Origin of the sequence: Acidovorax sp. CCYZU-2555, assembly GCF_018413525.1 — a bacterium.
Classification (GTDB): domain Bacteria; phylum Pseudomonadota; class Gammaproteobacteria; order Burkholderiales; family Burkholderiaceae_C; genus Comamonas.
This window is the reverse complement of sequence record NZ_JAHCDD010000100.1, coordinates 1-17,858: the sequence shown is the minus strand read 5'-3', so window position 1 is coordinate 17,858 and position 17,858 is coordinate 1. Positions and strand designations below refer to the sequence as shown.

The 17,858-nt window shown below is 66.6% G+C and carries 20 protein-coding genes and 1 riboswitch; of the genes, 11 read left to right on the top strand and 9 right to left on the bottom strand.

Annotated features, from left to right (window positions below; all coding sequences use genetic code 11):
* Positions 1-79 precede the first annotated feature (79 nt).
* Both KHY18_RS27470 and KHY18_RS24400 read right to left on the bottom strand, forming a co-directional pair.
* The gene (locus KHY18_RS27470) at positions 80-196 is read right to left on the bottom strand and encodes a hypothetical protein (RefSeq protein WP_502769404.1); all 117 of its coding nucleotides are present in this window, start codon (positions 194-196) and stop codon (positions 80-82) included.
* Complete coding sequence (locus KHY18_RS24400) at positions 153-491, bottom strand: ASCH domain-containing protein (protein ID WP_213306217.1); 339 nt, start codon at positions 489-491, stop codon at positions 153-155. Before KHY18_RS24400 ends, KHY18_RS27470 begins: the two co-directional genes overlap by 44 nt.
* 633 nt (positions 492-1,124) lie before the next feature.
* Positions 1,125-1,295: riboswitch (yybP-ykoY riboswitch) on the top strand.
* Positions 1,296-1,305: 10 nt separating this feature from the next.
* Between KHY18_RS24400 and mntP the strand changes: the two genes are divergently transcribed.
* Entirely contained in the window at positions 1,306-1,872 is a 567-nt protein-coding gene (mntP, locus tag KHY18_RS24395) for a manganese efflux pump MntP (protein WP_213306214.1), read from the top strand.
* A gap of 53 nt (positions 1,873-1,925) precedes the next feature.
* On the opposite strand, the gene KHY18_RS24390 is transcribed toward mntP, so the two are convergent.
* Genes KHY18_RS24390 through KHY18_RS24380 form a run of 3 tightly spaced genes read right to left on the bottom strand, consistent with a single transcriptional unit; the run spans position 1,926 to position 4,332 of the window.
* Positions 1,926-2,600, bottom strand: a complete 675-nt coding sequence (locus KHY18_RS24390; RefSeq protein ID WP_213306211.1) for an RraA family protein — start codon at positions 2,598-2,600, stop codon at positions 1,926-1,928.
* A gap of 30 nt (positions 2,601-2,630) precedes the next feature.
* Positions 2,631-3,605, bottom strand: coding sequence for a Bug family tripartite tricarboxylate transporter substrate binding protein (locus tag KHY18_RS24385; protein WP_213306209.1), 975 nt, complete (start codon positions 3,603-3,605; stop codon positions 2,631-2,633).
* 40 nt (positions 3,606-3,645) lie between these two features.
* Positions 3,646-4,332: an RraA family protein gene (locus KHY18_RS24380; protein WP_213306207.1), complete on the bottom strand. Its 687-nt coding sequence runs from the start codon at positions 4,330-4,332 to the stop codon at positions 3,646-3,648.
* Positions 4,333-4,400: 68 nt separating this feature from the next.
* On the opposite strand from KHY18_RS24380, the gene KHY18_RS24375 reads away from it, so the two are divergent.
* On the top strand, positions 4,401-5,303 hold the full coding sequence (locus KHY18_RS24375; protein ID WP_213306205.1) for a LysR family transcriptional regulator: 903 nt from the start codon (positions 4,401-4,403) through the stop codon (positions 5,301-5,303).
* Here KHY18_RS24375 and KHY18_RS24370 read toward each other — a convergent pair whose 3' ends face one another.
* The gene (locus KHY18_RS24370) at positions 5,304-6,230 is read right to left on the bottom strand and encodes a LysR substrate-binding domain-containing protein (RefSeq protein WP_213306203.1); all 927 of its coding nucleotides are present in this window, start codon (positions 6,228-6,230) and stop codon (positions 5,304-5,306) included.
* 150 nt (positions 6,231-6,380) lie between these two features.
* Between KHY18_RS24370 and KHY18_RS24365 the strand changes: the two genes are divergently transcribed.
* The 5 genes from KHY18_RS24365 to KHY18_RS24345 all read left to right on the top strand — a co-directional run bounded on the left by KHY18_RS24365 (position 6,381) and on the right by KHY18_RS24345 (position 11,149).
* The gene (locus KHY18_RS24365; RefSeq protein ID WP_213306201.1) at positions 6,381-7,064 is read left to right on the top strand and encodes an RraA family protein; all 684 of its coding nucleotides are present in this window, start codon (positions 6,381-6,383) and stop codon (positions 7,062-7,064) included.
* Positions 7,051-8,280: a pyridoxal phosphate-dependent aminotransferase gene (locus KHY18_RS24360; protein ID WP_213306199.1), complete on the top strand. Its 1,230-nt coding sequence runs from the start codon at positions 7,051-7,053 to the stop codon at positions 8,278-8,280. Before KHY18_RS24365 ends, KHY18_RS24360 begins: the two co-directional genes overlap by 14 nt.
* A 119-nt stretch (positions 8,281-8,399) precedes the next feature.
* Entirely contained in the window at positions 8,400-9,368 is a 969-nt protein-coding gene (locus KHY18_RS24355; protein ID WP_213306197.1) for a tripartite tricarboxylate transporter substrate binding protein, read from the top strand.
* A gap of 26 nt (positions 9,369-9,394) precedes the next feature.
* Positions 9,395-10,456, top strand: coding sequence for a hydroxyacid dehydrogenase (locus KHY18_RS24350; RefSeq protein WP_213306194.1), 1,062 nt, complete (start codon positions 9,395-9,397; stop codon positions 10,454-10,456).
* 18 nt (positions 10,457-10,474) lie between these two features.
* Positions 10,475-11,149, top strand: a complete 675-nt coding sequence (locus tag KHY18_RS24345) for an RraA family protein (protein WP_213306190.1) — start codon at positions 10,475-10,477, stop codon at positions 11,147-11,149.
* Between the two features lie 20 nt (positions 11,150-11,169).
* On the opposite strand, the gene KHY18_RS24340 is transcribed toward KHY18_RS24345, so the two are convergent.
* The gene (locus tag KHY18_RS24340) at positions 11,170-12,096 is read right to left on the bottom strand and encodes a LysR family transcriptional regulator (RefSeq protein WP_213306187.1); all 927 of its coding nucleotides are present in this window, start codon (positions 12,094-12,096) and stop codon (positions 11,170-11,172) included.
* A 69-nt stretch (positions 12,097-12,165) separates the two neighbouring features.
* Positions 12,166-13,098, bottom strand: coding sequence for a LysR family transcriptional regulator (locus tag KHY18_RS24335; protein ID WP_213306183.1), 933 nt, complete (start codon positions 13,096-13,098; stop codon positions 12,166-12,168).
* Between the two features lie 110 nt (positions 13,099-13,208).
* Between KHY18_RS24335 and KHY18_RS24330 the strand changes: the two genes are divergently transcribed.
* From KHY18_RS24330 to KHY18_RS24315, 4 genes are all read left to right on the top strand, one after another.
* Entirely contained in the window at positions 13,209-13,745 is a 537-nt protein-coding gene (locus KHY18_RS24330) for a thiamine pyrophosphate-binding protein (protein ID WP_213306180.1), read from the top strand.
* Positions 13,745-14,341, top strand: a complete 597-nt coding sequence (locus tag KHY18_RS24325; protein WP_213306177.1) for a thiamine pyrophosphate-dependent enzyme — start codon at positions 13,745-13,747, stop codon at positions 14,339-14,341. The genes KHY18_RS24330 and KHY18_RS24325 overlap by 1 nt, the downstream gene beginning before the upstream one ends.
* 67 nt (positions 14,342-14,408) lie before the next feature.
* Positions 14,409-15,887: an aldehyde dehydrogenase gene (locus KHY18_RS24320; RefSeq protein ID WP_213306174.1), complete on the top strand. Its 1,479-nt coding sequence runs from the start codon at positions 14,409-14,411 to the stop codon at positions 15,885-15,887.
* A gap of 73 nt (positions 15,888-15,960) precedes the next feature.
* Positions 15,961-16,971, top strand: coding sequence for a Bug family tripartite tricarboxylate transporter substrate binding protein (locus tag KHY18_RS24315; RefSeq protein WP_213306171.1), 1,011 nt, complete (start codon positions 15,961-15,963; stop codon positions 16,969-16,971).
* Here the strand turns inward: KHY18_RS24315 and KHY18_RS24310 are convergent.
* Positions 16,972-17,858 (bottom strand): LysR substrate-binding domain-containing protein (locus KHY18_RS24310; protein WP_213306168.1); only part of this gene is annotated, 887 nt, incomplete at its 5' end.

Genomic DNA, 17,858 nt, shown 5'->3' with positions numbered 1-17,858 from the left:
TGACATCCTGCGCCAATACATCGAAGAGCAGCAAACCCCTCATTAGGACACCGACGGTGTCCGCGCTCTCAACCCCGGGCTAAACCCCGGGGCTTCCCGCGCACTTGGTGAAATATTCGAAATGGGCTTGGCGCCAGTATTCAAGAGAGCCATCACCTTCCCCCTCCGTTGCCGCAAACTCCCTCGGACACGGCACCCAACGGCACGATATCGACTTGAACTGTCTCGATGATGCACAAAGGGGTGTCATTGGAGTCGGTCACCACGCTCAAGTCACCGGGCTTTGGGACACCTTTGCCGGTGGACTCGTACGACCAGACCGATCCCGCAGTTGCGCGCTTGATGCCAGCCAGCACGAGTTTTCCGAGCTCATCCGCCATGGACGGTGAGTCGCCGAAGCTGAATGCTTCGTAGAATCTTTCGTCTTTGATTCCGCCTTCTTCCAGAGAGAATGCGGACCACATGGCGAGAACGTGCGATGGGATGGTCATGGTGCTACCTGTCGTGCGGCCCTGCGTCATTTACACCGCAATACCTGCGGCATATTCTGGACGCTGATTACGCTTGGAAGTGACTTACAGCCTGGGTTTGAAAACCCACGACTGTTTGGAAATGCAATTATGAATATTCCCGCGAAACCCGGCGGGGGAGCGCAATGTAGCTTGCGAGCAGGCAAGGAACGGGCTATCTAGCGGCAGGTCTCGGGCTGCGATCAGCTGTTTTTGGACCAATGAACGCTTTGGAGAGTCAGGCCCCCCGTCGGCCCAAGGTCGACACAAGGTTGTCGCAACTGAAGAAACGGTCCCCGAACCGTGCAAACGGGCGGCCGGTCCAAAGGGAGAAGCGGCCGTTCAGCACGAGCAGCGTTCAACGGTTGGTGTTGGCTGTTGCTGCCGCTCAGGCACTGGACCGTGAATGACTCAGGCCAGCCTCAAGCCTTCTCATAACCAGGCCGGCTTTGCAGCGATTGCTGGCTATGGAGCAGGCCATGCCCACATTGGCCGATTCGCGAAATCCGTCAGTAGCGATCACCATTCGAAACGCAAACAAGACGCAAATCTAGAGAGCTGCCCTTCCCTACGGGCAATCGCTGTCCAACGGGCAATGGCCTCTACACTCGAGGTCCCTTTGGGGAGTAGCCTGCCTCCAGCTTCTGGAGGCGCTTGCGTCAACACACTCGGCATCTTGCATGCTGTGGCGCAGGTAGCCGTCTTTCGGTTGGCGAGACCATCGGCATATCACCGCGACGCAGGTCGGGCAGCGGAGGTATGCCCATGCGTTGTCGCCCGACCGATTGACCAAAAAATGAATATCACCGCGATTTCCCTGCTGGCCTTTGCCATGTCCACCGATGCGTTTGCCGCCGCGATCGGCAAAGGCACGGCGCTGCTCAAACCCCGCTGGTCCGAAGCTTTGCGCACCGGCGCCATTTTTGGCGTCATCGAAGCAATTACGCCAGTCATAGGCTGGGGCCTTGGCTCCGTGGCGTCCGACTATGTCAAGGCCTGGGACCACTGGATTGCATTTTTCATGTTGCTGCTGCTGGGCGGCCACATGCTGCGGGGAGCATTCCGCAAAGAGGAAGAAGCCGTCGAGAAGCCCAGGCGCCATGGCTTCTGGCTGCTGGTCGCGACCGGCTTCGCCACCAGCATCGACGCGATGGCGGTGGGCGTGGGTCTGGCCTTCCTCGATGTCAATATCGTCACGGTAGCGCTGGCGATCGGCCTGGCCACTTTCACCATGGTCACGCTGGGCGTGATGCTGGGCCGGATGCTGGGCAATGTGGTCGGCAGCTGGGCCGAAGGCCTGGGCGGCATTCTGCTGATGGGCATTGGCGCGGTGATCTTGATGGAGCATCTGGGCGCCGCCTGAAGCTTAGAAGCGCCGCCGCCAGTGCAGCGCGCCGGCGGCCTCAGGGCCTGGCCTCAGCGCTCGACGAAACAATTCAAGCGCGTGAGCGTCGCGTCCACCCACGACCGGTCCAGCGTGCCGGCCTCGATGTCGGCCACCATCTGCGCTTCCACGTCCTGCTTGGCGCGCGCCGCTGCCAGCAGGGCCTCGACTTCGTCATAGGGCACGCACAGCAGGCCGTCGCCGTCGCCTATCACCAGGTCGCCGGGCGCGATCACCATGCCGTCGATGGCGATAGGCACATTGATTTCCCCCGGGCCGTCCTTGTAGGGCCCGCGGTGCGTGATGCCGGCGGCGAACACCGGGAAGTCGCGTTCGGCGATCCAGTCGGCGTCGCGGATCGCGCCGTTGATGACGATGCCGCCGAGTTTCTGCTGCATCGCGTCGCCGGTCATGATTTCGCCGATCAGCGCATTGGTCAGATCACCGCCGCCGTCGACCACCAGAATGTCGCCGGGCACGGCCAGTTGCAGCGCCTTGTGGATCATGAGGTTGTCGCCGGGCCGGGTCTTGATGGTCAGCGCCGGGCCGGCCATGCGGCCGCCCGCATGCATGGGGCGCAGGCGCGGACCCGCGGCCGTCATTCGGGCCATGCAATCGCTGACATTGGCCACCGGCACGTCCAGAAACTGGCGCGCCAGCGCCAGGTCGACAGCGCGGCGGCGTTGGAGAATTCGAAGTCCCATCATGGCGTTGTTCCCAAAATCATTGAAGTCATATCAGTCCGCCTTGGCGCCCGAGCGCTTGACCACCGACTCCCACAGCGGCAGTTCCTGGGCGATGAATTTGGCGAAGCTTTCGGGCGTTCCCCGGTGGTCGGTGGAGCCCATTTTTTCGAGGCTGGCGCGCACTTCGCTGCCGTCGAGCACGTTGTTGAGCGCCACGCCCAGGCGCTGCACCAGCGCTGGCGGGGTCTTGGCCGGCGCGAACAGGCCATACCAGTTCTCGGTGACAAAGTCGGCCATGCCCAGCTCCTTCATGGTCGGAACGTTCGGCAGGCTTTTGGCGCGCACCGCGCTGGTCGTGGCGAGCGCGCGCACCCGGCCAGATGCGAGCTGGGGCACGATCACCGAGGTGGTCTCGAACGCCATCTGCACCTGGCCAGAAACCACGTCCTGCATCGCCGGGCCCTGGCCCTTGTAGGGGATGTGCACGATGTCGATGTTCTGTTCGAGCTTGAGCAGCTCGCCCATCAGATGCTGCGGGCTGCCGCTGCCGCCCGAGGCATAGCTGAACTTGCCGGGGTTCTTCTTCACCAATTCGACCAGCTGCGGCAGGGTCTGCGCCGGCACGGTCGCATTGACGTAAAGCACCAAGGGCACGGACGCGACCTGGCCTATGGGCGCCAGGCCCTTGACCGGATCGACACGCAGCTTGTAGAGATTGCGGTTGATCGCCACGCCGGTGTTGTTGCCCAGCAGCAAGGTGCAGCCGTCGGCCGCGGCCGTGGCCACCTGCTCGGTGCCGATGTTGCTGCTGGCCCCGGCCTTGTTCTCGACGATCACCACCGCGCCGAGTTCCTTGGACAGCCCGGGCTGTATCAGGCGCGCCAGCAGATCGGTGGTGCCGCCCGGTGGATAGGGCGATACCAGCTTGACTGTGTTGCAGGGATAGGCGGCTTGCGCGCTGGCCGCGCCAGACGCGGCGGCCAGCGCAGCGAAGCCAACGGCGGAAAGAATGCGGACGGGGTTCATGCTTTTTGTCTCCATTTTTTTATTCGTACGGCGCGTGCGCTCAGGCGTTCAGCGGTGAGTCGGCCGCGCGTTGCAGGCTGTGGTACTTGAACTGCTTGCGCGCTTCGACCAGTGGCACGCCGCCCAGCGCGGTGGCCAGGATCTGCTGCTCGATGACGCGCGTGGCCAGCGCTTTTTCCAGCACTTCCTGCAGGCGTGCGCGCGGCACGACCACGATGCCGTCGGCGTCGCCGACGATCAGGTCGCCGGGGCATACGCGCACGTCGCCCAGCGACACCGGTTGTTCATAGGCCTCGACCTGCACACGGTCCTTGCCGGTGCGCATGAAGCGGCCGTTGGCATACAGCGGGTAGCCGGCGGCATCGGCTTCAGCGGTGTCGCGGCATACGCCGTGCACCACCGTGCCCGCGAGGCCCTTGTGCGCTGCGAGCTGGCTCAGAATGCCGCCCCAGACCGTGCAGTCCAGGCGCCCGCCGTTGTCGAGCACGGCCACGGCGCCGGGCTGCAGCGTGTCGATGAAGTCGCCGACGGTGCCGGGCGCGGCGCGGTCTATGGGCGCAAAGCGCACGGTGAACGCCAGGCCGAACAGCTTGGCCGGGCCGGCAACGGGGCGAATGCCGAAAGCGCTGCCGGGCAGCTTCAAGGCATCTAGTGCGTCGGAGATTTCGGCGGTGGAGAGGGTTCTGGCCTGTTCGAACCAGTCGGATGAAGTGATGTCGGTGTTCATGGGAAAGCATCATGAATCACTGAATATCTGAATGCAATTGTTGAATTTTGAATTAATATTCAGAAATAATGAACCTAAGACAGCTGCGTTATTTCTGCGAAGTCGTCGAGGCCGGCAATGCCCGCGCCGCGGCCGAAAAGCTGTTTGTCGCGCCGACCGCGATCAGCATGCAGATCAGCCAGCTTGAAGCCGAGCTGGGCGGCGCCCTGCTCGACCGCGCGAGTCGGCCGATGAAATTGACGCCGCTGGGCGAATTCGTCTATCCCAAGGCCAGGGAACTGCTCGCGGCCAGCAGCCGGCTGGAGTTCGAGGCCAAGGGCATGGCCGCGGGCAAGCTGGGCTGGCTGGGCATTGGTTTCACGCGCTCGACGATCTTTTCCATCCTGCCCGAAGCCGTGCGCGCGATGCAGTCGGCTTATCCCGGCGTGCGCATCGACCTGGTGGAGATCCTGACCGAAGATCAGCCCGCGGCGCTGCGCAGCGGCGCGATTCACCTGGCGATTGCGCGCAGCCTGGGGGCATTTGTGCGCGAACCCGATCTGCACTACACCGCGCTGTTCGACGACCCGCTGGTCGCGGCGCTGCCGGCCCAGCATGCGCTGGCGCAACGCTCCAGCCTGCGCGCGGCCGATCTCGAGGCCCTGCCGTATGTGAGCTACCCCAAGGTGGCGAATGCGCATTTCTCGCGCCAGGTGCTGGGCATATTGGCCCAGGCCGGCGCGCGCGTCGAAGTCGGCCACGAGGCCAAGGAGATCCACACCGCGCTGGGCCTGGTCGCCGCAGGCCTGGGCACGACCATCGTCGGGCGCAGCGTGGCCGCGAACAACCGCAGCGACATCCGCTTCGTGCCGATCGCCGATCTGGCCGTGCAAAGCCAGGTGCTCGCGGTGCGCAAGGCCGGGCCCGTGCAACCGCTGGTCGAGGCCTTCCTGGGCAAGCTGAGCGAACAGGTGCCGGCGCCGCCGGCTTGATCAGCCGCGGCGCGCGGACGTTTTCGGCGGCTGGGCCCGCACCCAGGCAATCGCTTCGTCGACCAGCGGATGGTGGCGGTTCGTATTCCACGCGGCCGCGGCCGTGACCACCATGATCTTTTCGTGCAGCGGGCGCAGCACCACGTTCTCGGGTGCGAGCTTGCGCATGGACGCGGGCACCAGCGCCACGCCCTGGCCGCAGCTCACATAGGCAATCTGCGAGGCGATCGAGCGCACTTCGTGCAATACGCGCGGTGCAAAGCCATGCGCGCGGCAGACGCCGGTCAGCATGTCGAAATACACGGGGCTGACCTGGCGCGAAGACATCACCAGCTGCTCGGCGCTCAAGGATTTGAGGCGCACGCGCGACTGAGCGGCCAGCGCATGGTCCTTGGGCAAGGCCACGGCGAGCCGGTCTTCGGTCATGGGGATCGCCGAGATGCCGTTGCCGGGCTCGCCATCGATGCGCGCGAAGGCCAGATCCAGCTCGCCGGCCTCGAGGCCGGGAATGGCGTCCACGCTGTCGATCTCGCGCACGAACACCGTCACGTTGGGGTGGGCCTGGCGCATATGGTCGAGCAGCGGCGGCACGGCGTCGAGCATGGCCGAGGTGATCGCGCCCACGTGCAGCACGCCGCTGCGCCCGGCCGCGACTTCGCGCACCACGCGTTCGAGCTGCTCGACCTGGCCGGCGAACTGGCGCACCGCGGGCAGCAGCGCCGCGCCCGCGGCGCTGAGCTGGGTGCCGCGGCGCGAGCGCTCGAACAGCTGCATCTTGAGCGACTGCTCGAGCACCTTGATTTGCTCGGTCAGCGGCGGCTGCGACATGTTGAGCCGCTGCGCGGCGCGGCCGAAATGCTGCTCCTCGGCGACGGCCAGGAACATCCACAGCTGGCGTATCAGGCGAAAGTCTATGGTGTTGCTCATGCACGGACTCCAGGAAGGTAGGCGCAGCGGCGCGGCGCGCGCCATCTTAGTCTTGATCCGATTTCAGTATCACTGAGATAGGTAGTTCGGAATTTACATATCAGCGCGCGCGCCAGACCATGCACAGGTTCTTTCTTGAGACCTTGCACCATGCCCTCACACACCACTCTCGACCGCCTCGCGGCGTTTGACACCAACACGGTCTCGGACGCGCTCGACTTTCTGGGCCTCGCCGGCGCCACCTACGGCCTGCGCCCCCTGTGGGATTGCCCGCGCATCGTCGGCCGCGCCTCGACCATACAGCTGGGGCCGAAGAAGGAGGCCAAGCCCACGGTGCATCTGATCTCGCCGGTTATCGACGCCGTGACCAGCGACGACCGCGTGCTGGTGATCGCCGGCGGCGCCGAAGGCATTTCGTGCTGGGGCGACATTTTGGCGAATGCGGCCGTGGCCAAGCGAGTGCGCGGCTCGGTGATCGACGGCCTGAGCCGCGATATCGAAGGCAGCGAGTCGGTGAACTACCCGGTCTACGGCCGCGGCGTGACCATGATCAGCGCGCGCAACCGCGTGATCCAGATCGACTCGGGCCAGCCCGTGCGGATGGCGGGCGTGACGGTGCACGAAGACGACTATGTGATCGCCGACCGCTGCGGCACGGTGTTCGTGCCCGCGGCGCGCATCGAGGACGTGCTGGTCATGGCCGAGCGCATCGCCCGGCGCCAGGACGGCATGGTCGCCGCCGTGCGCGCCGGCCGCTCGGTGGCCGAAGTCATGCACGACAAGGAATTCGAGGCCATCGCGGCCGCGCCGGAGCAAAGCAATGCACACCCCTGAAAACGCCGCGGCCCAGCCGCTGAACCGCTTTCTCGCCGCGGCCAGGCCTTCGGCCACCTACAAGGTCATGGACCGCGTCGCGGCGCGGCGCGCGCGCGGCGCCCAGGTGATCTCGCTGAGCGCGGGCGAGCCCGACTGCAACACGCCCGACCATGTGCGCAAAGCCGGCATTGCCGCCATCCGCAACGGCCACACGCGCTATACGCAGGTGGCCGGGCTGCGCGCGCTGCGCGAAGCGATCGCCGCCAAGTTCAGGCGCGAGAACGGCCTGAGCGTCGACTGGCGCGATACCCTGGTGTGCAGCGGCGGCAAGCAGGTGATCTTCAACGCGCTGGCGGCGACGCTCAACGAAGGCGACGAAGTCATCGTGCCCGCGCCGTACTGGGTCAGCTACCCGGAAATCGTGCAGCTGTGCGGCGCCAAGGCGGTCACCATCGCCTGCGAGGCCGAGAGCGGCTTCAAGCTCACGCCCGCGGCGCTGCAAGCAGCGATCACGCCGCGCACGCGCTGGCTGATACTGAACTCGCCGTCCAACCCCACAGGCGCCGTCTACAGCCGCGCCGAGCTGCAGGCGCTGGCCGAAGTGCTGCTGGCCCACCCGCAGGTGCTGGTGCTCAGCGACGACATCTACGAGCACCTGATCTTCGACGGCCTGAAGTTCCACACACTGGCCCAGGTCGAGCCGCGCTTGCAGCCGCGCGTGCTGACCATGAACGGCGTGTCCAAGGCCTATGCCATGACCGGCTGGCGCATAGGCTTTTGCGCCGGGCCGCGCTGGCTGATCGAGGCCATGGAAAAGCTGCAGGGCCAGCAGACATCGGGTGCCTGCACCATCTCGCAGCACGCGGCGCTGGCCGCGCTGACCGGCCCGCAGGACTTCATTCACGCGTCGCGCAGCGTGTTCCAGCGGCGCCGCGACATGGTGGTCGCGCTGCTCAATCAGGCGCCGGGCCTGCATTGCGAAGTGCCGCAAGGCGCGTTCTACGCCTTCGCATCTTGCGCGGGACTGCTGGGCAAGACCACGCCCGCAGGCACAAAGCTGCACAGCGACGAAGACGTGGTGCATGCGCTGCTCGACGAGGCCGGCGTGGCCTGCGTGCACGGCAGTGCCTTCGGCCTGGCGCCCTATATCCGCATTGCCTATGCGCTGGACGACGCATCGCTGCGCGCGGCCTGCGAGGCCGTCACCGCGTTTTGCGCTGCGCTGACCGACTGAGACGGGCGCGGCGGCGCCTTCAAGTAGTCGCAAAACGACTAGCAGGCTTGTCGAATTACTCGTTTGATGAATGAGAGGGATCGGCGGATCATCCCGCTCCATAACATCAGGAGACATCCATGCGATCCATCAGCCTCAAAGCAGCGGCGGCCGCCGCCATGACCCTCATCGCGTTCCAGGCCCATGCCGCCTGGCCCGAAGACAAACCCATAGAGGTGGTCGTGGGTTTCTCTGCGGGCGGAGGCACCGACCTGATGGCGCGCAAGCTGCTGCCCTTTGTGCAAAAGCGTCTGGGCGCCAAGGCGCAGTTCGTCGTGGTGAACAAGCCAGGCGCCGCGGGAGAGATCGCCAATGCCTATGCCAAGAGCGCCAAGCCCGACGGCTATACCTTGGCCGTGATCAACGTTCCAGGCTTTCTCTATGTGCCGATGATCAAGAAATCGCAGTACGAAGCCGGCGATTTCACGCTGGTGTCGCGCGTTGTCGACGATCCCACGGTCATGGTGACGCAGCACGACAATGCCATCTCGACCTTGCCTGCGGCAGTCAGCGCCTTGCGCCAAAAGCCTGGATCGCTGTCTTTCGGCCACAACGGCGTGGGCACGAACGGCGATCTGGCGCTTCTGCTGGTGGGCAAGGAGAGCAAGGTCCAGCTCAACACCATCCCCTACAAAGGCACGGCCGCGCAGAAAACCGATGTCATCGGCGGCCACCTGGCATTCGGCCTGGTGAGCGCAGGTGAAATCCCCGAGCTGCATGGCAAGGGCGCCGGCCAGCTCAAGGCCATCGTCCAGTTCGCAGAAAAGCGCTCTGCCGCCCTGCCCAACGTGCCCACCGCTGTGGAAGCCGGGATTGCCGTGGTGATGAGTTCCGAGCGCGGCTTTGCCGCGCCCAAGGGCGTCTCCGCGCAGATCATCAAGCAGCTGGACAGCGCCATTGCCGAGGCATTGCGCGACCCCGAGTTCATCGCGGCGGCGTCTGCCGATGCGCCGGTGCTGGCCTACATGCCTGGCGACCAATGGCAGCGCTCGCTGGAGCGCAACAGCAAGACGCTGCAGGAACTTGCCAAGACTGCACCCAAGCAGTAAGGCGTACAACCCAAAGAGGCTTCGTGATGAATACTTTAAAACCCTGGCGCGTCGCGCGCTTCGATGTCTGGATCAACCCGGTATTCGACGAACGCCTGTCGCAAGAGCCTTCGATCGCGCTGGATGTCGTCAAGCGACTGGGCGATGACGCGCGCACGTCGGCCGTGCTGCGCGCCGCCCATGTCTATCAGATCACGGCGGCCAAGGACGAACTGCCCCTGCAATGGCACGCCACGCAGCAACTGCTGGAGAAATGCCCGCAGCTGCTGTGTGTCTCGTCGACGGGCGCGGGCTACGATACCGTCGATGTAGACGCCTGCACCGCGGCCGGCGTGGCCGTGGTCAGCCAGATTGGCGGCAACGCGCCGGCGGTCGCCGAGATGGCGCTGGGTCTGATGCTCGCGGTCTCGCGTCGCATCGTCGAGTCCGATCGCAAGCTGCGCACGGAACGCGGGTTCGCCAGGGAATCGCTGATGGGGCATGACATCGGCGGCAAGGTGCTGGGCCTCGTGGGCATAGGCCATGCGGGCGCCCATACCGCCAAGCTGGCGCGCGCATTCGGCATGCAGGTGGTGGCCGTGGACCCGCTGCTGAGCGATGCGCAGATTCGCGAGCGCGGGGCCGAGCCCGTGAGCTGGGCCACGCTGGCGCAGACCGCGGATATCGTCTCCCTGCACTGCCCGCGCGACGCGTCGACGCTGGGCCTGTTCAATGCCGAGCGCTTCGCCGCGATGAAAAAAGGCGCGCTCTTCATCAGCACCGCGCGCGGCGGCATACACGACGAACTCGCGCTGGCGCAGGCCCTGCGCAGCGGGCATCTGGCCGGCGCCGGGTTGGATGTCTGGCAGGAAGAGCCGCCGGCCCTAGACCATCCGCTGCTGGCGCTTGCCAATGTCGTCGCCACATTCCACACCGCGGGGGTGTCGCACGAAGGCCGGCACAACGTCGCGTCCATGGCGGCAAACCAGCTGATTGATCTATTGCGGGGTGAACGTCCGGCGCGCCTCGTCAACCCCGAAGTCTGGGAAACCTTTGCGCGCCGCCGTGCGCGCGCCCTTGCCGAACTGGAATTGACTGCAGCCGCCTGAAACTCCGAAAACACAGCCATGACCTACCAAGAATCCGCCGACTTCGAACGCGTGTCGCCGGCGCTGATCGAGCGCGCCAAGACCTACCAGGCCGCCATTTTGTGCGACGTCGCAGGCCGCCGGGGAACGATGGATGCGCGCATTCGCGCATTGCATCCGGCGATGAAAATCGTCGGCCCCGCATTTCCCGTCGAAGTTCGCCCCGGCGACAACCTGATGTTCCATGTGGCGCTGGCCGTGGCCAGGCCGGGCGACGTGATCGTCGTGGACGGCAAGGCCGACACCAGCTGCGCGCTGTTCGGCGATCTCATGGTGACGCAGGCGGCCGCGGCACGACTGGGCGGTTTTGTCGTCGATGCGGCATCGCGTGACACGGCCGCGCTGGCTTCGGGCGACTTCCCCATCTTCGCCGTCGGCACCAACCCCTGCGGCCCGACCAAGGGCCTGCCGGGACGCCTGGCCCAGCCCACGGCGGTGGGCGGAGTGGCGGTCAATCCCGGGGATCTGATCGTCGCCGATGTCGACGGCGTGGTGGTCATTCCGCGTGAACAGGTGCAAGCCGTGCTCGACGCCGCCGACGCAAAAATCGCGGCCGAGCAGCAGCGCCTGGACGAGATCGCCCGCGGCGAGCTGGTGTCGCCCTGGCTGGACGCAGCGCTCAGGCAGGCAGGCCTGCCGACGCTGGCGGCATAAGGGCTTGCGCCGCCGGCGGCTTATTTGCGCTGCACGCCCAGATCGATGGAGGCGCTGAAGTCCGCCGTGCGCATCACGCAGGCCTGCATGATGCGGAGCAATTCGCGGTCTTCCCCCGTGCGCTGCAGGAAGTAGTAGCCCAGGCTTGGCAACGGGGGATCGCTGGGCAGACACACCAGGCTGCCGCGCTCTGTCCAGGGCCGCATGAACTGCGTGGGCAGGAAACTGATTCCCATGTCTGCCAGGGTCAGCCCCACGATCGCCATCAGGCTGTTGCAGGCCAGGCTGCGCTGCACCTGCAGGCCCTGCTCCGCGGCCCAGGCGTCAAAAGCGCGCGTGAGACCCGAGCCTTCGGTCATGGTGATCACCGGATGCAGCGCCAGTTCCTCATGGGTCAGCAGCGTTCCCGCAGGCAGGCGCGCGGGCGACGCGAACCAGGAGAATTCGACGCGCCCGGCAATGAACCCATCGACGGCCGAAGGGTCGGCCGGCCCGGGCGCAATGGCGAAGTCCAGCTCGCCTTTGATGACGCGGCGCTCGAGATTGCGCGCCAGGTCCACATAGGGCTTGAGCACCAGTTGCGGATGGTCGTTGCGCACCAGCCGAATGAACGCCGGCAGCCACGACAACGACACCAGCTCGCTGACGCCAAAGCGGCAGGTGCCGCTGAGCTGGGGCGAATCGCTGGCCAGCGTGCGCAAGGCGCTTTTGAGTTGCAGCATCTGCGCCGCGGTCGGCAGCAGGCGATGGCCGCGCTCGGTCAGCTGCGCGCGCCGCCCGGAGCGCTCGAACAGCGCAACCCCGACCTCCTGCTCCAGTTCGACAATGCGCTTGGACAGCGACGACTGGGTCACATGCAGCCGGTCCGCCGCCAGCACGAAGCTGCCCAGCGTGGCCGCCCAGTAGAACGCTTCGATTTGCTTGAGGGTTACGTTGCCGTCGGTCATCGCGCGAATTCTACGCAGCTGCGCCGGCCCGAACGCGGCACCGGGCCGCGCCGGCGCCGCGGCCGCATCTCAGGCCCCGACCCACAGCCCCTCGGGCCAGGCGCCGGCGTCTATCGCCGCGCGCGCCTGCTGCACCAGCATTTCAATGGCGCAGCGCACATGCCTTGCCGTCGGGCGCTGCGCGGGCAGGGCCAGCACGATGGTGCGGCGTATGTCTTCGGCCAGCGGCGCGCCCAGCAGCTTGCCCGCCTGCAGGTCTTCGGCCACGGCAATCGGCGGCAGTATGGTCAGCCCATGGCCGCCGAGCACCAGGCTTCTTTGCACGCTCAGCGCGTTGGTTTCCGCTGAAATCTGCAGCGTGACCTTGGCCAGCGCGCACGCGTGCTCGACCAGCGTGCGTATGCCATGCGGCGCGCTGGGCAGCACCACCCTGTGCCCGGCGAGTTCCGCCAGCGTCACGGGCCGGCGCGCATCAAGGCCGCTGCCCGGCGGCCCTATCACCCACAGCGCTTCCTCGATCAGCGCCGTGGTCTGGATCTCCGCCGAACGCTCGGCGCCGTAGAGCAGCGCGGCGTCGACTTCGCCCGACGCCAGCCACTGCATCAGCGTGCCGGCATAGCCCACGGCAATGCGCACGCGGATTTCGGGGTAGGCCGCGGCCAGCGCCGAGACCAGCGCGCTGGACAGCAGGTCCACCGTGCTGGGCAGCAGGCCCAGCGTCACCAGGCCGCTGACGCTGTCCGCACTCCTGCCGCTGAGCTCCATGCGCGCGCGGTCGAGTTCGAGCAGCGCGCGGCGCGCATAGCCCACGAGCGCCTGGCCGGCTTCGGTCAGCGCCATGCCGTGGCGCTCGCGCTCGAACAGCGGCGTGCCCACGTCTTCCTCGAGCAGCCGGATCTGGCGCGAGACCGCGGGCTGCACCAGGTGCAGCATGTCGGCCGCGCGGGTCACATTGCCGGTCTCGGCGACGGTGAGAAAAGCGCGCAGCTGCTTGAGATCCATGGGGGAAACGCCTATCAAAAAGCCTGATTGTGGAATGCCGAAATTCTATTTGAGATTGCCTGTCATCACATTTTATTATTTCCACATTGCAACCACTTCAAGCACTTCCCATGAACTCCCACTCGAACACGGCGCCTGACTGGCAAAAAGCCGTCTTCAACGTTCTCAAGGCCGGCGGCGTCAATCAGATCGCCTATGTGCCCGACGCCGGCCACTCCCATGTCATCCGCAGCGCGATCGCCGACCCCGACATCATCGACGTGGTGCTGACCACCGAAGAAGAAGGCGTTGCCGTGTGCAGCGGCGCCTGGCTCGGCGGCCAGCGCGCGGTGCTGCTGATGCAAAGCAGCGGCGTGGGCAACTGCGTGAACATGTTCTCGCTGCTGCAGGCCGCCGACTTCCCGTTCTTCACGCTGGTCACCATGCGCGGCGAATACGCCGAGTTCAATCCCTGGCAAAGCCCCATGGGCCAGGCCACGCAGGCCGCGCTCGAACTGATGGGCATACAGGTGTTGCGGGTCAACAAGCCCGAAGAGGTGCAGGAGATCGTCAGCGCCGGTTTTGATGCCGCGTTCGAAGCCGGCGCCAAGGTCGCCGTGCTGCTGGGACAGGAACTGATTGGCCGCAAGAAGTGGGAGCGCAAGTAATGAACCAGAAGCAATCGACCCCACGCGCCGACCGCCGCGCGCTCGTGGCCCAGCTGATCGCGGCCACGCCCGATGCACTGATCGTCTCCGGCCTGGGCTCGGCGTCGTACGACGTGTTCGCCAGCGGCGACCGCGACCAGAACTACTACCTCTGGGGCGCGATGGGCGGCGCCGCCGCGCTGGGCCTGGGCCTGGCGCTGGCCCAGCCCGACAAGCCGGTGGTGGTGATCACCGGCGACGGCGAGCAGCTGATGGGCATTGGCAGCCTGGCGACGATTGCCGCCAAGCAGCCGAAGAACCTGACCATCGTGGTGCTCGACAACGGCCACTTCGGCGAGACCGGCATGCAGCAAAGCCATTCGAGCCTGGGCACCGACCTGGTGGCCGTGGCCAAGGGCTTCGGCATTGCCGACGCCTTCGCGGTCGACCGCACTGCGGCCAGCGCCGAGATCGCCCAGGGCATCAATGCGCGCCAGGGCACGCGTTTCGTGCAGGTGTTCATCGAGGCCAACGAGCCCGAGCGCGCCCTGCCCCCGCGCGACGGCCCGTACATCAAGAACCGCTTTCGCGCGGCCCTGGGCCTCAAGCCTTTCTGAGCCGCTACGGCCGCCAGCGCCTGCAATGCCGGGCGCTGGCCGTTTTTCCCTTTTTTGACGAGTGCCCATGCAACGCTATTCACTGCGCATCAACGGCCAGCCCTGCGCGCCGCAAGGCGGCACCTGGTTCGCGACCCAGAACCCCTACACCGGCGAAACCTGGGCCGAGATTCCCCGCGGCGACGCGCGCGACGTCGATGCCGCGGTGCAGGCCGCCCACAACGCGCTCACCAGCGGCCCCTGGGCCGAACTCACCGCGACCCAGCGCGGCGCGCTGCTGCGCACGCTCGGTGACCTGATTGCGCGCGACGCCGCCAAGCTGGCCGCGACCGAAGTGCGCGACAACGGCAAGCTGTTCGCCGAAATGAACGCCCAGCTCAACTACCTGCCGCAGTGGTTCTACTACTACGGCGGCCTGGCCGACAAGGTGCAGGGCAGCACGCTGCCGCTCGACAAGAAAGGCTACTTCGCGTTCACGCGGCACGAGCCCGTGGGCGTGGTGGCCGCGATCACGCCCTGGAATTCGCCGCTGTTGCTGCTGGCCTGGAAGATCGCGCCCGCGCTGGCCGCGGGCTGCACTGTGGTCGTCAAGCCGTCGGAGTTCACTTCGGCCTCTACGCTGGAGCTGGCCGAACTGTTCGACGAAGCCGGTTTTCCGGCCGGCGTGTTCAACGTGGTCACGGGCTTTGGCCAGGAAGTGGGCACACCGCTGGTCGAGCATCCGCTGGTCAGCAAGATCAGCTTCACGGGCTCGGACGCCACGGGCCGGCTGATCAACGAGAAAGCCGCGCGCCTGCTCAAACACACCGCCATGGAGCTGGGCGGCAAGTCGCCCAACATCGTGTTCGAGGACGCCGACATCGACCAAGCGGTGTTCGGCGCGATCTCGGGCATCTTCGCGGCCACGGGCCAGACCTGCATTGCGGGCTCGCGCCTGCTGGTGCAGGACAGCATCCACGACGCCTTTGTCGAAAAGCTGATCGCCGTGGCGCGCGCCGCGCGCATGGGCGACCCCATGCATCCCGACACCCAGGTCGGCCCCATCACCACCCAGCCGCAGTACCAGAAGGTGCTCGACTACATCGCCATCGCGCGCAGCGAAGGCGCGACGGCGGTGCTCGGCGGCGCCAAGGGCGATGCGCCCGAATGCGGCCAGGGCTGGTTCGTGCAGCCGACGATCTTCACCGGCGTGCACAACGAGATGCGCATCGCGCAGGAGGAAGTCTTCGGCCCGGTGCTGTCGGTGATCCGCTTCCAGGACGAAGCCGATGCGCTGCGCATCGCCAACGGCGTGCGCTTCGGCCTCGCCGCCGCGGTCTGGACCAGCGACATAGGCCGCGCGATCCGCATGTCGGAAAAACTGCAGGCCGGCACGGTGTGGATCAACACCTACCGCGCGGTGAGCTTCATGGCGCCGTTCGGCGGCTACAAGGACTCGGGCCTGGGCCGCGAGAACGGAATCGATGCGATCCGCGAATACCTGCAGACCAAGGCGGTATGGATCAACAGCGGCGCGGTCACGGGTAATCCGTTCGTGCTGCGCTGAGATACGCGACAGCGCTTTCCCCGGCACAGAGCGCACAGAACGCTCTGGCCTCAACCACCAATGGAGACAAACCATGCACCGTTCCTCTCGACGCCTGTGGCTGCACGCCAGCGCATCCTCCCTGCTGGGCCTGGCGTTGGCGCCGGCGTCCACGCGGGCCCTGGCCCAGCCCGCCGCCTCGGCCTTGCCCAAGGGCACCCTCACCCTGGTCGTGCCCTTTGCCGCGGGCGGGGCCACCGACGTGGTCTCGCGCCTCGTGGCGCAAAAGCTAGGGGAGCGCATACAGCGCGGCGTGGTGGTCGAGAACCTGGGCGGTGGCGGAGGCGCCATAGGCGCGGCCAAGGTGGCGCGCGCCGTGCCCGACGGCCATACGCTGCTGATGGGCACCATTGCCACGCATGTGATCAATCCGCTGACCATGGCCCAACTGCCCTACAACGCGCAGACCGGCTTCACGCCGATCTCGCTGCTGGCCACCGTGCCCAATGTGCTGCTGGTGCATTCATCGGTCAAGGCCAGAAATGTGCAGGAGCTGATTGCGCTGGTGAAGGCGCAGCCGGGCAAGTTCGGCTACGGCACCTCGGGCGTGGGCACGCCGCCGCATCTGTCGGGCGAGCTGCTCAAGTCCATGGCCGGCCTGGACATGGGCCATGTGCCTTACAAAGGCGGCGGGCCGGCGATGAGCGATCTGGTCGCCGGCCATATCCCGATTCTGTTCGACGTGCTCACGGGCGCGGCCGCGCATATCCGCGCCGGCTCGGTGCGGGCGCTGGCCGTGACCACGCGCGAGCGTGTCGCGTCCTTCCCCGACATTCCCACCATGGCCGAAGCCGGCGTGCCGGGCTACGAGACCTGGACCTGGAATGCGATTTTCGGCCCCGCGGGCATGCCGCGCCCCATGGTCGACGAGTTGAGCCAGGCCTTGCAGGCGGTGCTGGCCCTGCCCGATGTGCAGGCCAAGCTCAAGGAACTGAGCGCCACGCCCGTGGGCTCCACACCCGAAGCGCTGGCCACGCTGGTCAAGACCGAAACCGACAAATGGCGCGCGGTGATCCAGTCGATGGGCGGGCTCAAGCGCGACTGATCAGTCGCCGCCCACCCACTGCGCCGGCCAGGCGCCCGACTCCACCATCTGGCGCAGCACGCGCTGCGTGAGTTCGGTCACGGCCGCGCAGGCCACCGAGGTGGGCCGCGCGGCATTGGTCGCGCAGACCACGCGCCGGCGCATCAGCGGGCTGTCTATCGTCGCCACGCGCAGCCGGTGGGCCGCGACTTCCTCGGCCACCGAACCCAGCGGCAAGATGGTGCTGCCGATATTGGCTTCGGTCGCGAGCTTGACGCTGCTCAGCGACTCGATTTCGGCCACGATGTCGAGTTCGATGTTCTGCGGCGCGCAGGCGTCGTCGATCATGCGGCGCAGCGCGTGTTCGCGCCCGGGCAGCACCAGCGGCCAATCGGCCAGCGCGGTCAGCGGGATGCGCTCCGGCAGATGCGTGTTCGCCACGCTGGTGATGAACACCAGCTGGTCGTCGAGCAAGGGGCGCTTGAACAGGCCCGAGTCGGCCGCGTCGCCATACATCAGCGCCAGATCGAGCTGGCCCGACTGCAGGCGCTCGCGCAGAAAGCCGCTGTAGGCCTCGACCAGCTTGAGCCGCACCCGCGGCAGCTCGGCGCGGCAGGCGGAAAGAATCGGCATCATCGCCGCCAGCGCCACGGTGGTCGTGAGGCCCAGCGCGACTTCGCCTTGCGGCACGGCCGTGGCCTCGCGCACGGCCATCTTCGCGCGCTCGGCATCGGCCAGCACCACGCGCGCATGTTCCAGAAAGATACGGCCGGCGTCGGTCAGGGCCACGCCGCGGCTGGAGCGTTCGAACAGCCGCGCGCCGACTTCGTCCTCGAGCGCGGTGATCTGCTGGCCCAGCGCGGGCTGGGCCACATGCAGGCGGCCCGAGGCCTTGAGCAGGCTGCCGG

Bases quoted from the DNA above. Each gene is read 5' to 3' on its own strand.
- mntP (WP_213306214.1), top strand. From the start codon at position 1,306: ATGAATATCACCGCGATTTCCCTGCTGGCCTTTGCCATGTCCACCGAT.
- KHY18_RS24400 (WP_213306217.1), bottom strand. From the start codon at position 491: ATGACCATCCCATCGCACGTTCTCGCCATGTGGTCCGCATTCTCTCTG.
- KHY18_RS24380 (WP_213306207.1), bottom strand. From the start codon at position 4,332: ATGAACACCGACATCACTTCATCCGACTGGTTCGAACAGGCCAGAACC.
- KHY18_RS24360 (WP_213306199.1), top strand. From the start codon at position 7,051: ATGCACACCCCTGAAAACGCCGCGGCCCAGCCGCTGAACCGCTTTCTC.
- KHY18_RS24385 (WP_213306209.1), bottom strand. From the start codon at position 3,605: ATGAACCCCGTCCGCATTCTTTCCGCCGTTGGCTTCGCTGCGCTGGCC.
- KHY18_RS24350 (WP_213306194.1), top strand. From the start codon at position 9,395: ATGAATACTTTAAAACCCTGGCGCGTCGCGCGCTTCGATGTCTGGATC.
- KHY18_RS24325 (WP_213306177.1), top strand. From the start codon at position 13,745: ATGAACCAGAAGCAATCGACCCCACGCGCCGACCGCCGCGCGCTCGTG.
- KHY18_RS24370 (WP_213306203.1), bottom strand. From the start codon at position 6,230: ATGAGCAACACCATAGACTTTCGCCTGATACGCCAGCTGTGGATGTTC.
- KHY18_RS24340 (WP_213306187.1), bottom strand. From the start codon at position 12,096: ATGACCGACGGCAACGTAACCCTCAAGCAAATCGAAGCGTTCTACTGG.
- KHY18_RS24355 (WP_213306197.1), top strand. From the start codon at position 8,400: ATGCGATCCATCAGCCTCAAAGCAGCGGCGGCCGCCGCCATGACCCTC.
- KHY18_RS24375 (WP_213306205.1), top strand. From the start codon at position 4,401: ATGAACCTAAGACAGCTGCGTTATTTCTGCGAAGTCGTCGAGGCCGGC.
- KHY18_RS24335 (WP_213306183.1), bottom strand. From the start codon at position 13,098: ATGGATCTCAAGCAGCTGCGCGCTTTTCTCACCGTCGCCGAGACCGGC.
- KHY18_RS24330 (WP_213306180.1), top strand. From the start codon at position 13,209: ATGAACTCCCACTCGAACACGGCGCCTGACTGGCAAAAAGCCGTCTTC.
- KHY18_RS24320 (WP_213306174.1), top strand. From the start codon at position 14,409: ATGCAACGCTATTCACTGCGCATCAACGGCCAGCCCTGCGCGCCGCAA.
- KHY18_RS24345 (WP_213306190.1), top strand. From the start codon at position 10,475: ATGACCTACCAAGAATCCGCCGACTTCGAACGCGTGTCGCCGGCGCTG.
- KHY18_RS24315 (WP_213306171.1), top strand. From the start codon at position 15,961: ATGCACCGTTCCTCTCGACGCCTGTGGCTGCACGCCAGCGCATCCTCC.
- KHY18_RS24390 (WP_213306211.1), bottom strand. From the start codon at position 2,600: ATGATGGGACTTCGAATTCTCCAACGCCGCCGCGCTGTCGACCTGGCG.
- KHY18_RS24365 (WP_213306201.1), top strand. From the start codon at position 6,381: ATGCCCTCACACACCACTCTCGACCGCCTCGCGGCGTTTGACACCAAC.